Origin of the sequence: Pseudomonas sp. PAGU 2196 (assembly GCF_022179005.1) — a bacterium.
Classification (GTDB): Bacteria; Pseudomonadota; Gammaproteobacteria; order Pseudomonadales; family Pseudomonadaceae; genus Aquipseudomonas; species Aquipseudomonas kermanshahensis.
On the sequence record NZ_BNTL01000007.1, the window covers coordinates 48,779 to 63,643 of the forward strand.

Annotated in this window: 12 protein-coding genes; 6 read left to right on the forward strand and 6 right to left on the reverse strand. The window is 61.5% G+C overall.

The window, feature by feature from the left end; genetic code table 11:
- The first annotated feature begins 6 nt into the window (after positions 1-6).
- From MFF34_RS06920 to MFF34_RS06930, 3 genes are all read left to right on the forward strand, one after another.
- The gene (locus tag MFF34_RS06920) at positions 7-1,473 is read left to right on the forward strand and encodes an efflux transporter outer membrane subunit (RefSeq protein WP_238211657.1); all 1,467 of its coding nucleotides are present in this window, start codon (positions 7-9) and stop codon (positions 1,471-1,473) included.
- A 55-nt stretch (positions 1,474-1,528) separates the two neighbouring features.
- Positions 1,529-2,419: a universal stress protein gene (locus MFF34_RS06925; RefSeq protein ID WP_238211675.1), complete on the forward strand. Its 891-nt coding sequence runs from the start codon at positions 1,529-1,531 to the stop codon at positions 2,417-2,419.
- Positions 2,420-2,713: 294 nt separating this feature from the next.
- Entirely contained in the window at positions 2,714-4,849 is a 2,136-nt protein-coding gene (locus MFF34_RS06930; RefSeq protein ID WP_186676896.1) for a TonB-dependent siderophore receptor, read from the forward strand.
- Between the two features lie 114 nt (positions 4,850-4,963).
- Here the strand turns inward: MFF34_RS06930 and MFF34_RS06935 are convergent, their stop codons facing one another.
- The 3 genes from MFF34_RS06935 to MFF34_RS06945 form a co-directional block, all read right to left on the reverse strand.
- Positions 4,964-5,485 (reverse strand): acyloxyacyl hydrolase, encoded by a 522-nt coding sequence (locus tag MFF34_RS06935; protein WP_027596791.1) that lies wholly within the window; start codon positions 5,483-5,485, stop codon positions 4,964-4,966.
- 201 nt (positions 5,486-5,686) lie between these two features.
- Entirely contained in the window at positions 5,687-6,433 is a 747-nt protein-coding gene (locus tag MFF34_RS06940; RefSeq protein ID WP_238211677.1) for a phytanoyl-CoA dioxygenase family protein, read from the reverse strand.
- Between the two features lie 57 nt (positions 6,434-6,490).
- Complete coding sequence (locus tag MFF34_RS06945) at positions 6,491-6,934, reverse strand: carboxypeptidase regulatory-like domain-containing protein (RefSeq protein WP_238211680.1); 444 nt, start codon at positions 6,932-6,934, stop codon at positions 6,491-6,493.
- A gap of 707 nt (positions 6,935-7,641) precedes the next feature.
- On the opposite strand from MFF34_RS06945, the gene MFF34_RS06950 reads away from it, so the two are divergent.
- A complete protein-coding gene (locus MFF34_RS06950) occupies positions 7,642-7,896 on the forward strand; it encodes a PAAR domain-containing protein (protein WP_283236615.1) in 255 nt (84 codons plus the stop codon).
- Between the two features lie 77 nt (positions 7,897-7,973).
- Here MFF34_RS06950 and MFF34_RS06955 read toward each other — a convergent pair whose 3' ends face one another.
- The gene (locus tag MFF34_RS06955; protein ID WP_099430907.1) at positions 7,974-8,864 is read right to left on the reverse strand and encodes a LysR family transcriptional regulator; all 891 of its coding nucleotides are present in this window, start codon (positions 8,862-8,864) and stop codon (positions 7,974-7,976) included.
- A 106-nt stretch (positions 8,865-8,970) separates the two neighbouring features.
- Here MFF34_RS06955 and MFF34_RS06960 point away from each other — a divergent pair, with 106 nt between their 5' ends.
- On the forward strand, positions 8,971-10,356 hold the full coding sequence (locus MFF34_RS06960; protein WP_027596787.1) for an aldehyde dehydrogenase family protein: 1,386 nt from the start codon (positions 8,971-8,973) through the stop codon (positions 10,354-10,356).
- 36 nt (positions 10,357-10,392) lie between these two features.
- Here the strand turns inward: MFF34_RS06960 and MFF34_RS06965 are convergent, their stop codons facing one another.
- Together MFF34_RS06965 and MFF34_RS06970 are read right to left on the reverse strand one after the other, a co-directional pair.
- Entirely contained in the window at positions 10,393-12,306 is a 1,914-nt protein-coding gene (locus tag MFF34_RS06965; protein ID WP_238211685.1) for an AAA family ATPase, read from the reverse strand.
- A gap of 81 nt (positions 12,307-12,387) precedes the next feature.
- Positions 12,388-13,287: a helix-turn-helix domain-containing protein gene (locus MFF34_RS06970; protein WP_027596785.1), complete on the reverse strand. Its 900-nt coding sequence runs from the start codon at positions 13,285-13,287 to the stop codon at positions 12,388-12,390.
- Between the two features lie 152 nt (positions 13,288-13,439).
- On the opposite strand from MFF34_RS06970, the gene MFF34_RS06975 reads away from it, so the two are divergent.
- Entirely contained in the window at positions 13,440-14,798 is a 1,359-nt protein-coding gene (locus MFF34_RS06975; RefSeq protein WP_027596784.1) for a glutamine synthetase family protein, read from the forward strand.
- The last annotated feature ends 67 nt before the right edge of the window (positions 14,799-14,865 follow it).

Sequence of the window (14,865 nt, forward strand, 5' to 3'; positions counted from 1 at the left end):
CCTCTGATGCCCCGATCCAGCCTTATCCTGTGCGCGGCGCTGTTGTGCGGCTGTTCGTTGGCCCCTGACTACCAGCGCCCGGACACACCCGTCTCCCTCCAGTACCCGCAAGGGCCGGCCTACGCCGGCGATGTGCAGAAGCACCCGGCCATCGAGGACTGGCGCCAGGTGTTCCACGACCCTGCCCTGCGCCAACTGATCGACAGCGCCCTGGCCAATAACCGCGACCTGCGCAGCGCGGCGCTCAATGTCGAAGCCTACCGCGCCCAATACCGCATTCAGCGAGCCGAGCTGTTGCCAAAGGTCTCGGCCAATGGCCAGGGGCAACGCCAGTACCTGCCGCGGCGCATGACCGGTACCGACCAGGGCATGATCAGTTCCACCACTGCTGCGACGCTAGGCGTGAGTGCTTATGAACTGGACCTGTTCGGTCGCCTGCGCAGCCTCAGTGACCAAGCGCTGTTGACTTACCTAGCCAGCGACCAGGCCCGGCGCAGCACCCAATTGAGCCTAGTGGCCAGTGTCGCCAGCGTGTACCTGACCTGGCGTGCCGACCAGGAACTGCTGACGCTGGCCAACGAAACCCTGGCCGCAGACGAGCGCAGCCTGCGCCTGACCGCCAACCAGCGCCGCGCTGGCACAGTGTCGGCCCTGGACCAGATTCAGGCGCGGACCAGCGTCGACAGTACCCGGGCGGCCGTCGCCCGTTACAAACGCCAAGTCGCCCAAGACCTCAACCAACTGACGGTACTGGTCGGCGCCCCTGTGGCCGACGGCCTCGGCGCCTTGCCGCTGGCCGACGAACAGATCGCCGGTTTGCAAGCCGGGCTGCCGTCAGACCTGCTGCAACGCCGCCCCGACATCCTCCAGGCCGAATACCAGCTGCGTGCGGCCAACGCCGATATTGGCGCCGCGCGTGCGGCGTTTTTCCCGAGCATCAGCCTGACCGCCAATGCCGGCAGTACCAGCCCGGCGCTCAGTGGGCTGTTCGATGCAGGGTCAGGGACCTGGCTGTTCCAGCCACAGATCAACCTGCCGATCTTCACCGCCGGCAGCCTGCGTGCCAGCCTGGACTATGCCCAGTTGCAGAAGGACATTCAGGTAGCGCAGTACGAAAAAGCAATCCAAAGCGCCTTTCAGGAAGTGGCGGACGGCTTGGCGGCACGGGCGACTTACCAGCGGCAATTGCAGGCGCAACGCGACTTGGTGGCCTCCAACCAGCGTTACTACAACCTTGCTGAACACCGCTACCGGATCGGCGTGGACAGCAGCCTGACCTTTCTCGACGCGCAGCGCTCGTTGTTCAGTGCCCAGCAGGGGCTGATCAATAACCGCCTGGCGCAGTTGGTGGCAGAGGTGAATCTGTACGCGGCGTTGGGTGGCGGGTGGAAAGAGGCCGCTGACACCCAGGCTCCGTCTGCGGCAAGCGCAAGCGAAGCGGCGCCCAAGGGTGCCTACGTGGGTCTAGACTGAACAGGGCCAGATCACCAGGCATGAACCGGGGGGCTTCCACACGCGGAGGTGTGAGATGAGCCAGTTCAAGCGTTTGTTCGTCATGCTCGGCCCGCAGATGCGCCACACGCCGGCTCTACAACGCGCGGCGGCGTTGGCAGAGTCAAGCGGTGCGCTACTCGATATCAACGTATTCGTCGACGATGTCGACACTTTCGGTTTGATGAGCGATGGCCGGGAGCGTGAACGGCTGCTCAGCGACAATCGCCAGTGGCTGGCCGATGAAGCCGAGCAGATGGCCGACGCCGGCCTGGATGTGTCGACCGAACTGCTGCTGACCCGCGATCCGTTGGCCAGCGTGCTCGAGCGCATCGAACGCTTGGGCTGCGACCTGCTGATCAAGGACGTGCAGCACGAACCGGTGCTCAAACGCTTGCTGGTGACACCGCTGGACTGGCAGTTGCTCAAGGACAGCCCGGTCGCCGTGCACCTGGTCAGTGACATCCGCCTGCCCTTGCCCAAGCAGATTGCCGCCGCGGTGGACCTGAACAGCCATGGCGCCGGTGAACACCTCGACGAGCAGGTCATTCACAGCGCCCATGCGCTGGCGCTGCAGTGCAATGCCGAACTGCACCTGCTGCATGTGTGCGACGCGGCCAGAACCCACATCGCCGACTTCGGTGCCGGCACCGTCACCATGCCTGGCTTCGATGGCAGTGTGCGAGCTGCGCAACGGTCAGCATTCAACCGCCTGGGCGACCATCACCAGGTGCCCTTGGAGCGCAGGCATTTCGTCGAGGGGCCAGCTATTCGTGCGATTGCCCAGTTCGTCAGCCATAGCCGGGTCGATGTGATCGTCATGGGCAGCCACCGCCACGACGCCATGCAGACCTTTTTGGGCGGTACCACGGCGCATGTGCTGGAGCATCCGCTGTGCAATGTGCTGGCGATCAAGGCGATGCATTGAGTATTCGGCGAACTATGTGCCCGATTCGTCATTAATCCGCAGCCCCTGTAGAAGTGGCCTTGCGTCGCGAAAGGGCTGCGGAGCAGCCCCAGCAATTTTGTAGGTGACACTGAAATCGGGGGCCGCTGCGCGGCCCTTTCGCGACGCAAGGCCGCTCCTACAGGGGCCGGCGGTGAAGGTAGGCATTTGGCACGCGCGCTCCATTTAAAAAGAATGCATTTGATAATGATTCGTAGTAGTTTCGCGACGCTTTCTACCCTCCCGCTAGCGCCCTACTCCAGGATCGTACCGTCGATGCGTCGCACGTTCGTTTCGCTTTGTGTGCTTCATGCTGTCTCCCCGCTGGCCTGGGCTGAGCCCGAATCGCCCAGCGACCCCGCCCGGATTGAACTCCAGGCCTTGAGTATCACCGGTACTGCCGACAGTGAACGCGCCGATGGCCCGGTCGTCGGCTACAAGGCCAGCCGTTCGGCAAGTGCCACGCGCACCGACACCGCCCTGCACGAAACCCCGCAATCGGTCAGCGTGGTCCCCAAGGACGTGCTCGAAGACACCGGCGCCACGCGGCTGCAAGATGGCCTGGATTACGCCGGCGGCGTTGGCCGCGCCAACAACTTTGGCGGCCAGGGCCTGACCACGTTCACGGTGCGTGGCTTTACCACGGGCGAGTTCTACCGCAATGGCTTCCCGATCAACCGCGGCTACCCCAACGCCCCCGACGCCAACACCGTCGAGCGCCTTGAAGTGATCCGCGGCCCGGCCACCAGCCTGTATGGCCGTGGCGACCCTGGTGGCACCTTCAACGTGGTCAGCAAGCAACCGCTGGCTGAACGCAAGGTCACCCTGGGCAGCCAGATCGACGACCAAGGCATGCACCGCGCCACCCTCGATGCCACCGGCCCGCTGAATGAGGACGGCTCGCTCGCTTACAGGTTGAACGTGCTTGGCGAAGGTGGCGAGAGCTTTCGCGATGATGTCGAGAGCGAGCGCTATGACGTGGCGCCCGTGGTCAGCTGGCAGGTCAACGACAGCACCAGAATCGTCTTCGAAGGCGACTTCATGCGCAACAACCACCCACTGGACCGCGGCCTGACCCGCTATGCCACCCAGACCGGCAGCGCCTCGCGCGACACCTATATCTGGGAGAAAGGCAGCGACAACGTGCTGCACAACGACAACAACATGGCCCAGGTGCGCTTCGAGCACCTGCTCAATGACAACTGGACGTTGGGGGGCGGGTTCCAGTTTCTCGATGGCTCGCTCAAGGGCAACGCGGTGGAAGCCAACGGCGCACCCGCTGACGGGCGTACCCTGCAGCGCAACTTCAACTACCGCAAACTGGAATGGACTGACCGTGACTGGCAGTTAAACCTTACCGGGCATTTCGACACCGGTGGTTTCAGCCACACCCTGCTGACCGGCATCGAGTACGAAAACTACGATTACAACTCGATCATCCAGCGTTCCTCGGCAGCCGTCGGCACCTACCCCATCGATATCTACGACCCGGTGCTCGGCCAGCCAAGGCCCGCGTTGACACGCACCACCACCTGGGACAAGGAAAACCTGCAGACCTGGGCCTTCTTCATTCAGGACCAGGTGGCGTTGACCGAGCGCCTCAAGGCCTTGGCCGGCATCCGTTTCGAGCGCTTCGAGCATGACTATGACGACAAGCTGGTCGACACCCGTGACTTCAGCAAAGGCGAGAACGGCGTCACCCCGCGCGTTGGCCTGATCTACGACCTGACCGACACGGTGGCGGTCTATGCCAACACGGCGCGTTCATTCAAGCCCAACAGTGGCGCCCCTGCGGGGGGCGGCAGCTTCGACCCGGAGAAGGGTAAATCCTACGAGCTGGGTGTGAAGTGGGAAGCGCTCGATCGCCAGCTGAGCATCGATGCGGCGGTGTACCACATCGTCAAGGAAAACGTGCTGGCACGCGACCCCAACGACCCCACCGGGGTCTACAGCATCGCAGCAGGTGAGGTACGCAGCCGCGGGCTGGACATCAACATTGCGGGCAACATCACCCCTGAGTGGCGCGTGATCGGTGGCTACGCCTATGTCGATGCCGAAGTCACCAAGGACACCAGCTTGCCTACCGGCACCCACCTGGCCAACATCCCGCGCAACAGTTTCAGCCTGCTGAACACTTACGAATTCCAGGACGGCGCGGTCAAAGGCCTGGGGTTGGGGGTTGGCCTGAAATACGTGGATGATCGCGCCGGCCAGACAGCCGTGACGACCTACACCATGGAGCGCTACAGCGTGGTTGACCTGCTCAGCTTCTACAAGGTCAATGAACACGTGCGGCTGAACCTGGATGTGAAGAACGTCTTCAACAAGGGGTATGACGAAGGGGCGTTCAACAACTACGTGTACCCGGGCGCACCGCGAACGGTGCAAGCCGGGGTTTCGTACACCTTCTAGCTGACTGTAGGAGCAGCCTTGTGCTGCGAAGAGGCCGGTACCGGCAACATATATGCAGTGCCAGTACCGGCCTCTTCGCAGCGCAAGGCTGCTCCTACAAAAAGCGCATCAAAATCAGAACGCCTTGCTGTAGAACAACGCGTACGACTCGATCCCGTCGTTAGGCTGTTTGATACCCGCGTTGGAGTAATGCATCGCGCGGATGCCGACCTTCTGCGCACCTGGCAGCTTCAGGCCAAAACCAATGCGGTCTTCGAAGTTGACCGCCGAACCCAGGCGCTGGTCGCCCACTTCAGTCTTGGAAAACGCCGCCAGGCCAATGCCGGCCTCGATGTAGGGGGTGTAGGTGAAACCGCTGAACTCGTATGTGAATACCGGGCTGAACGACAACGAGTGCGCGCCGCTGGCGTCGCCGCCTTCCCAATAGGTGTAGGCCGCATCCCAGTAACCGGTCACATATCCGGTACTGCTTTCCAGCCATTTCTTGTCCCAGTCGAACGACAGGCCGATACGGTAGGTCATGTCGCCTTGGCTGGTGGCGCCAACTGCAGCCGATACCTGCGCGGCCTGGGCCAGGTTGGCCCCCGCGAAGGCCAGCACTGCAGCGGCCAGCGAAGCAGCGAGACGGGTTTTCATCAATGACATCTCCTGATGGTCTACAACACGGGCAAAGTGGGGGCTTGAGCCCCTCGAGCTTATGCGGTGGCCGGCGCATCCAAACCGGTCACACCAAGTAATACTTCTCTGATTATTGTCCAAATAATCAGAAAGTTGAAAGCTGTTTGCCACCATTGGCTAATACCAGGGCGACCGCCTTATCACGGGCCCTGTCGCCATTCAGTCGTAGGCCGCCTCTTCATGCTCACCCAACAGCCGCCGCTGCCTCGGCGTCGCCTCCTCCAGCACCTGGGGGTTGAATTGCCAGTGCAAATACGGCGAAAACTTCTGCGCCACCATGCGCCGGCCGTAATGCACCTGCAGCATGTCGCGCTCACGCGACTGCGTGCAATTGGCGCCGCCGCTGTGCCAGACATCACTGCGAAACACCAATGCATCCCCCGCCTTGCACAACACCGGATGCGCTTCACGCCCTTGCCAGTCGGATTCGCCGGTCTCGGGTGGGCGTGCTGCCCGATGGCTACCCGGTACGATCCAGGTCGGCCCGATGCTGTGATCGATATCGCTGAGGTACAGCTGCACCGTGAGGATCTGCATGGGCTGGGTAAAGGCACCTCGCTCGCTGAGCCAGGCAGGCAGTTGCATGGGCAGGTGATCAAGGTGCAGCGCCATACCGGGGTAGCCGGGGTGGCTGCGCCATGCAGTCTGGCCGATCACGTGGCAGTCCTCGCCGAGCGCGGCCTCGGCCAGGTTGATAAGCGGTGGCAGATCAAGAAAGGGCAACCACAGGGGGTTGCGGTTGAACACGCACTTGTAGTGTTCGAGCAGCCCTTGGTAATCCCAGTGAATGGGCTGCAAGTCATCGATGGCGCAGCGCAGCAAAGCGATACGCAGGGGTTCGAGCACACCGGGGATCAACACAAAACCCCGCTCGTCCAACATCTCCAGCTGAAGGTCCACGCTCATGGCGGTGCGCTCCCATTCGGCAGGAGTACAGATGTACTCCTGCCCGGACTGTGCCATTCAACGCCAGTGCAGGTTCACCGTGGCAGGCGCTTTGCCGTCGACGGCCACCTGCTGTTGTACCGTCTCACCTTGGGCGTTGCCGGTAACTTTGTAATGGCCCGGTGGCAACTGCACATAGAGCAGTGGGCCTACGTCGGTAACGCTCAGCACGGGTTGGCCCTGTGCGCTCTGGATGTCGACTGTGGCGCCACTCTGGAACTCGCTTCCCGGGCCTGCCGAGAGTTCGACATGCAAGTCGTACCCTTTGGTCTTGCGCAGGGCATTGGCTTCATCCTGGCCTATACCGCCTTCCAGGTAACGGATGCCGTTTTGCTCTTGCGACTGCAGCTGGACAGCCTGCATGTCGATAGGCGCATTGAGGTCGGCAGCCGCCGCCAACGTCCAGGGCATGGCCAGGGTGAGCAGTAGCGCAGCGCCAAGGGCATAGTGATGATTACGCATGGTAGAACCCTCCTTCTGAGGATGGTTTACCTATTATTACGCCCTCTAACGACACTCGTTTTCTTGCTGACAGAGGGTCGTCCGGGCACGGGCAGCAAGTCGGCGCTTCAACGTGCGCATTTATATTTCATGGGCATATTGCACTCTTTATTCAAAAACGGCTGGATCGGCAAACGACTAGCGAACACACATTTTCTTACACCCAAATACTCGACAGGAAACCATCACCCAGTACATCGTGAATTTCCGGAAGAATGCACTCTAGTGCTCGAGCTGTTTAGTTTCGACGAACGCGATAGCGACTTTTCCTACAAACTTTTAAACATACACCGATCGAACACAGCCATCATCAAACAACATGACTTACATCAACACAGATCAAATAGCGCCACGACAGGCATAATCATGGGCATTCGCCGCAGCATCACTCATAGACCTAAAGGAATCAGAAACCATAATGATCATCAACATAGATGATGCCTTCCCAGCAATTACAACCACTCTGAAAGAATGGCAACCATACGCACAAGAACTAGATTACGTAAACACTCTATACGTAAATGAAAATAACTCAAAAATTATTCATTGGGACTTTTACAAAAATCTGTACGCACTTAAAATCCCCTCACAGTAGCATTCGCCGCATTAAGGGTCATTTGAGTGACCTACCCTACCTGAAACACACAAGAGAAATTCACATGTAGAGCATTGTAAGGACGGGGGATCCAACCGACCATGGTGGTATGGTGATCGGCTCCATAGACAATACTAACCTCAACGGCAAACCAATGGCCGGCGAAGGCAGCATGGTTTTCTGCCCTCTGTGCAAAGGCGAGTTTCCAATCATCGAAGGCAGTGACACGTACCGCGTCAACGGAGTACCCGTCGCCCTTGACGGCATGAAAACCGCGTGCGGCGCCAGCTTGATTGCCAGCGCATCACACAGCAGCGTCCATCGCTGAGTTGATTAAACCAAGAAGAGAGAGCCTTCGGGTCGTGGCAAGCGCCGGTAGCTACGCCCCTGTTCTCACAAGTTGATCTATACGGTATCTACAGCCATACCTAAACTCCCCTGCCGCTCTTCCAACAACTTCACAAACATACTCAAACTGCGCGAAACCGCCCCCCGCCGCCACACCAACCAGGTCTTCAAATACCGGAAATCCTCCGACATCGGCCAGGCGCTCACCGTGCTGCACCCCGGCATGTTGTCGAGCATGCTGCGCGGCATCATGGCCAACCCGGCACCGGCACTTACACATGCCAGCATGCCGTGATACGACTCCATCTCGTGGATCTTGCCCGGCACGGCCTGATCCTGCACAAACCAGTTCTCGAAGTGGTGGCGGTACGAGCAGTTGGCCCGAAACGCGTAGATATTCTCGCCGTTGACGTCTTGGGCGCGGGTTACCGGCGCATGGTTGAGGGGTGAGATGACCATCATCTCTTCCTCGAATACCGGCATGCCTTCCAGCGTCGGGTGCAACACCGGCCCATCGACGAAGGCCGCGACCAATCGCCCAGACAGCACCCCTTCTAGCATCGTCCCCGACGGCCCGGTCGAGAGGTCCAGGTCGACTTTGGGGTAGCGCTGGTTATAGGCCGCCAGCAAGGCCGGGATCCGCACGGCTGCGGTGCTTTCCAGCGAACCCAGGGCAAAGGTGCCCTGCGGGTCTTCGCCGGCCACCGTTAGCCGCGCCTCGTGCACCAGGTCGAGAATGCGCCGGGTGTATTCGAGAAAGTTCCAGCCCGCTGGCGACAGGCGCAGGCGGCTTTTCTCGCGGATGAACAGCTCGACGCCCAGGTCTTCCTCCAGCTGTTTGATACGTGTGGTCAGGTTCGAGGGCACCCGATGGATATGCTGCGCGGCGGCACTGATGCTGCCTTGCTCGGCCACTGCCTTGAAGATTTCCAGTTGCACCAGGTCCACAGTCATTCTCCAAACGTGAATGTTTCGCTCATTATTATTCAGTTTTCATTAAATCCCTACACCACTAGTCTGGCGTCACGGATCAACAACAGCGAGAGTTTCCACCATGAGCGCGATCAGCAGCCTGACCCACGCCATCTCCCTCGACCCGCACAGCGGCGAGCAGATTGGCGCCTACCCGTTCGATACCGACGCCGCACTGGAAGCGGCGCTGCAACGCGCCAAGGTGGGCTATGGCCAATGGCGCCAGGTGTCGCTGGGTCAGCGCAGTGAGTGGTTGCTCGCCCTGGCCAACACGCTGGAAACCAAGGCCGAAGCGTTCGCGCAAATGATCAGCCGTGAAATCGGCAAGCCAATCACCCAGGCCCGTGGCGAAGTGAGCAAGTGTGTCGGGTTGTGCCGTTGGTACGCCGAGCACGGCCCTGCCATGCTGGCAGCGGAACCAACCCAGGTCGAGAAAGCGCGCATCGAGTACCGCCCGCTGGGCCCGATCCTGGCCGTGATGCCGTGGAACTTCCCGATCTGGCAAGTGCTGCGCGGTGCTGTGCCGGCGATTCTGGCGGGTAATACCTACGTGCTCAAGCACGCCCCGAACGTCATGGGCAGCGCCTACTTGCTGGGCGAACTGTTCAAGGATGCCGGCCTGCCGGAAGGCGTCTTTGAAGTACTGAACGTCACGCCGGACGGTGTCACCCGCGCCATCAACGACCCTCGCATTGCCGCCGTGACCCTGACCGGCAGCGTGCGCGCTGGCATGGCGATCGGTGCGCAAGCCGGCGCCGCGCTGAAGAAGTGCGTGCTGGAGCTGGGCGGCTCGGACCCGTTCATCGTACTGGCTGATGCCGACCTGGATGCCGCAGTCAAGGCGGCCGTCATCGGTCGCTACCAGAACACCGGCCAGGTTTGCGCGGCGGCCAAACGCCTGATCATCGAAGAAAGCATCGTTGAAGCGTTCACTCAAAAGTTTGTCGAAGCAACGCGCCAGCTGAAGGTTGGCAACCCGCTGGAAGACGACACCTACATCGGCCCGATGGCCCGCTACGACCTGCGCGATGAACTCGATGGGCAGGTTCAGGCGACACTCGCCGAAGGCGCTACTTTGCTGCTGGGCGGCAACAAGATCGAAGGCGTGGGCAACTTCTACGCACCGACCGTGTTTGCCAACGTCACCCCGGAAATGACCGCGTTCAAGCAGGAACTGTTCGGGCCAGTGGCGGCGATCATCACTGCGCGGGATGCCGACCATGCCGTGGCATTGGCCAACGACAGCGAATTCGGCCTGGCGTCGACCATTTACACCGCCGACTATGCGCTGGCTGAACGCATGACCGCAGCACTGGATACCGGTGGCGTATTCATCAACGGCTACTGCGCATCCGACCCCCGCGTCGCCTTTGGCGGCGTGAAGAAGAGTGGTTTTGGCCGCGAATTGTCGCACTTTGGTGTGCGGGAATTCACTAACGCGCAAACGGTGTGGCTGGACCGTAATTGACGGGGGAATCGGGGCCGCCTGGCGGCCCCGATTTCCTCAGTCCCTGACCTGGTCCTTCACCCAGTCCAGCATCCCCCCCGGTACGATCAGTTCATGCCGTGCCCGCGAACAGGCGGTATACAGGCCCGCCAGCATCCGCGCCCGTTCGTTGCGATTGCCCGCCGCCACGGGCGCGACCATCAGCTCCGGTGACACCATCACCCGGGCGAATTCCATGTTCTTCACGTCCCGCACCCGCCCCAGGAACAGCTTGGGCGCCTTGTCCCAGCGATAACGGCTCTTGGCCTTGGCGAAATGCTCTGGCGTATAGCCCTTGCGCAGCATGTTGGCGACCGCCACGAAGGCTTTGTCGTCGCCCTTGTCCTGCTCCAACGCCTGCCAGCTAGCGTAGCGGAACAGCATGGGGTGACGCGGCCGGGTGCCGTAGCGGTACAGCTCGATGCAATCTTCGACGAACAGCTCGAAATCCTTGCGCGCACTCTTCAACAACACGAACGGCACCCCTTGGTGCGTAAGGCGCTGGAACCAGCCAAACAGGCCCCACTCGTCATCGACAATCAGTGCCGTGGGCTGCTCTGGGACCGTGACCGTGTCGAAGAAACTGACCCGGGTGTAGTGCTCGGCACTGCCGCTGAATGCCGCCTGGATCTTGGCCGGGTGCGCCTGGATCAGCGGGTTGAGGACGTTATCCATGGCGGGCCCGGCGCGCAGCGAATGGTCGATGTAACGCTGGCGGATGAAGCCACCGTGGTGCGGGCTCAGGCCATTGAGGTTCTGCAGCTCGTCGCCCAGGGTGATGATCGACTGCGGGCTGCGGTCCAGCACGGCGAGCATCGGTGCCGACAGCTCGTGGGCCTCGTCGACGATGACGTGGGTGTACCGACTGTCGATCATGTCAGTGGTCAGCGACAGCAGTTTGACCCGGTGGTAATCACGCACCGGCAGTTGAATCTCCCGCGCTGAGGGGCGAATCAGCTCGTGCCAGTACAGCCGGGCCTTTTCCAGCAGCACGTCCTGGTCCAGCGGCGAGGTGCCCGGCCCGGCCCAGGGCAAATGGTGCAGCTGGACCTCTGCATCGCCGCTGCGGCAGAAACTGCGCACGGCCTTGACGCACAAGGCAACCACGTCGCGGGCCGCGAGCGGGCCGATATCGGGGATATTCAGCCACTTCACCACCTGCGCCTCCTGCGGGCGCCAGGACAATTTGGTGCGGTACGGGTCACGCAAGCGCCAACCGTTGCTGGTGAGGTCTCGGTTGAGAAGCTCGTCTGCCAGTTGGCCGAAGGTCAGTGCGGTGTAGGCTTGGGCGTCCTTGACGCGTGCCTGCAACGCGCGCAGCTGGCCCTCGGTCAAGGCCAGCAGCAGCGTGCGCTGGGGGTCGAGCAAACGGGCGAACTGGTGGATCAGGAACGTCTTGCCGGTGCCGGCAAAGCCTTGCACCGCCACCGACTCGTCAACACCTGACAGAAACTCGCGCAGCAAGCGGTTTTGTTGATCGCTCAACAGCAGGTCGCTGGCCAGCGATGGCAAATAAACCGGGTGCAGCGGCGTGACCTGTTGGCGGTAGGTATCGGCAAATTGGAAACTCCACTGGCCTTGGTCATCGTGCAGGTCCTCGACGTCGTAATTGACCTCGGCGGACAGCAAACCGATGCCATTCTCACCCAGCATGCCAAGGCCCATGGCGAATGCCTCGCGGTCGAAGTGCTGCGCAACCTGCCCTTTAAAGCGCCCCGGCGCGGCCGTTTCGACCTCGTTGGCGATGCGCACGATCTCGGCAAAGCGCCGCTCCTGAGCGTCAGCCGTTGCAGTGGCTGGCTGGCGTGGCAGATTTTGCACAAACAGCACCGCCGCGGCCTCCAGCAAACTGGCAGTCGGGAAAAAGTCGCTGGCGGTGGGTTCGCTGGCAAGGCGGTCGGCTTGGTCGCTGGGCAATGGCAGGTAGAACATCGGGACCTCGGGTGAAAACAGGTCGGCACGATAGCAACTTTCCGTGGGGGGTGCTGGGTTCAATGTGCCGGCTGCCGGCCCTCAGCCCCTGCCCCGCTTCAGGGTCTCGCTCGGCAACTCCTTGAACAGCTGCCGGTAACTCTCGGAAAACCGCCCCAGGTGCCAGAACGACCAGCGCATGGCGACTTCCGCTACCGTTACCTCGCCACCGCGCAACAAGTCCCGTCGCGCACCGTTTAGCCGGCGTAACCGCAGCCAGGTCCCCGGCGGCATACCGGTAAAGGCCTTGAACGCCTGCTGCAACTGGCGCAGCGAAACTCCGGCCACGTCAGCCAGTGCCACCAGGTTGAGGGTTTCTTCGGGGCAATCCGCCGCCCATTCACTGACCCGGCGCATGATCGAGCGCTCTTCACTGCGCCTGCCCAGCGCACCGCTGTCCAGCCGCTGGCAGGCACTGTCGAGGATGAACAGGCAGTCTTCCAGCAACTGCTCCGCCAGCGCCTGCCCCTGCAGCGGGCAATCGGCGTTGCCCAAACGGGTCAGGGTGGCGCTCAGCCAACTGCCGAACAAGGCGTTCTGGCCGCTGCCCAATGGCACCATGAACAAGCCTTCCAGGCGCTGCGTATCCAGGCCATGACGGGCCAGAAACGCCTGGTCGAACACCACGGCCACTTCTTCGTAGTTCTCCGGGGTGATCCAGATATTGCGGCTCTGCTCGTTGAGCAGGTACAGGCTGTTTTCGCTGCGGTCGAAACAGAACGCCAGCGATCCACTGGGGGGGCGAAAGAACTGCTCGACACGGGTATTGAGCCGCTCTTCATAAACCTCCACGCCATCGAGCCCCAGGCAACGCAGTTCGCCGCTGAAATGCCCGGGCGACATTTGCCGGTATTGCTGTTGCCAGCCAGGGGTGGCACGCACCTGCTCGGTGACGTCGGTGGTGTGGAAAGCCTGAACCTGCAAGGCGTTGAGCGTTGTCACGCATTGTCCTGTATGCACTCTTTTGGTGCATTGATTATCGGAGAAAGTGGATAGATCGCCCCAGGGGGCTGCGACCAAGATAGTCTCCAGCGCGTCACCTGGGAAGCCACCCGCTCCCGCCGCGCACACAAAAACCCAACCAAGAGGTCTGTATGAACGCCCCCTTCGATCAGCTGTCCACGTGGCTGAAAGAACACCGGATCACCGAAGTCGAATGCGTGATCAGCGACCTGACCGGCATCGCCCGCGGCAAGATCGCACCGACCGCCAAATTCCTGCACGAACGTGGCATGCGTCTGCCCGAGAGCGTGCTGCTGCAGACGGTCACCGGCGACTACGTTGACGACGACATCTACTACAGCCTGCTCGATGCCGCCGACATCGACATGGTCTGCCGCCCTGACCCGACTGCGGTGTACCAGATCCCCTGGGCAATCGAGCCGACCGCGATCGTGATTCACGACACCTTCGACAAGCAAGGCAACCCGATCGAGCTGTCGCCGCGCAACGTGTTGAAGAAGGTGCTGAAGCTGTACGCCGACAAAGGCTGGCAGCCGATTGTCGCACCGGAGATGGAGTTCTACCTGACCAAGCGTTGCGAAGACCCAGACCTGCCGCTGCAGGTACCCCTGGGGCGCTCGGGCCGCGCAGAAAGCGGTCGCCAGTCGTTCTCGATCGATGCCGCCAACGAATTCGACCCGCTGTTCGAAGACGTCTATGACTGGTGCGAACTGCAGGGCCTTGACCTGGACACCCTGATCCATGAAGACGGCCCGGCGCAAATGGAGATCAATTTCCGCCACGGTGACGCCCTGGACCTGGCCGACCAGATCACCGTGTTCAAGCGCACCATGCGTGAAGCCGCGCTCAAGCACAACGTGGCCGCTACTTTCATGGCCAAGCCGATCACTGACGAACCCGGCAGTGCCATGCACCTGCACCAGAGCGTGGTCGACATCGCAACCGGCAAGCCGGTGTTCGCCAATGAAGACGGCAGCATGAGCGAGCTGTTCCTGCACCACATCGGCGGGCTGCAGAAGTACATCCCCAAGCTGCTGCCGATGTTCGCACCTAACGTCAACTCGTTCCGCCGCTTCTTGCCGGACACGTCGGCACCGGTCAACGTCGAGTGGGGTGAAGAAAACCGCACCGCCGGCCTGCGTGTGCCGACCTCCAGCCCCGACGCAATGCGCGTGGAAAACCGCCTGCCGGGCGCCGATGCCAACCCTTACCTGGCCATTGCTGCCAGCCTGCTGTGTGGCTACCTGGGCATGGTCGAGAAGATCAACCCGAGTGCGCCGGTGCAGGGCCGGGCTTATGAGCGACGCAACCTGCGCCTGCCCATCACCATCGAGGATGCCCTGCAGCACATGGAAGACTGCGAAACCGTGCAGCAGTACCTGGGCAAGCAGTTCGTCCAGGGCTATGTAGCGGTCAAGCGTGCCGAGCACGAGAACTACAAACGGGTGATCAGTTCCTGGGAACGTGAATTCCTGATGCTCAGCGTTTAAACCCAAGGGCACTGCCCGTGCGATGACGCGAGGCCGCGCTTTCCTGTGGAGGCGACCTTGCGTCGCG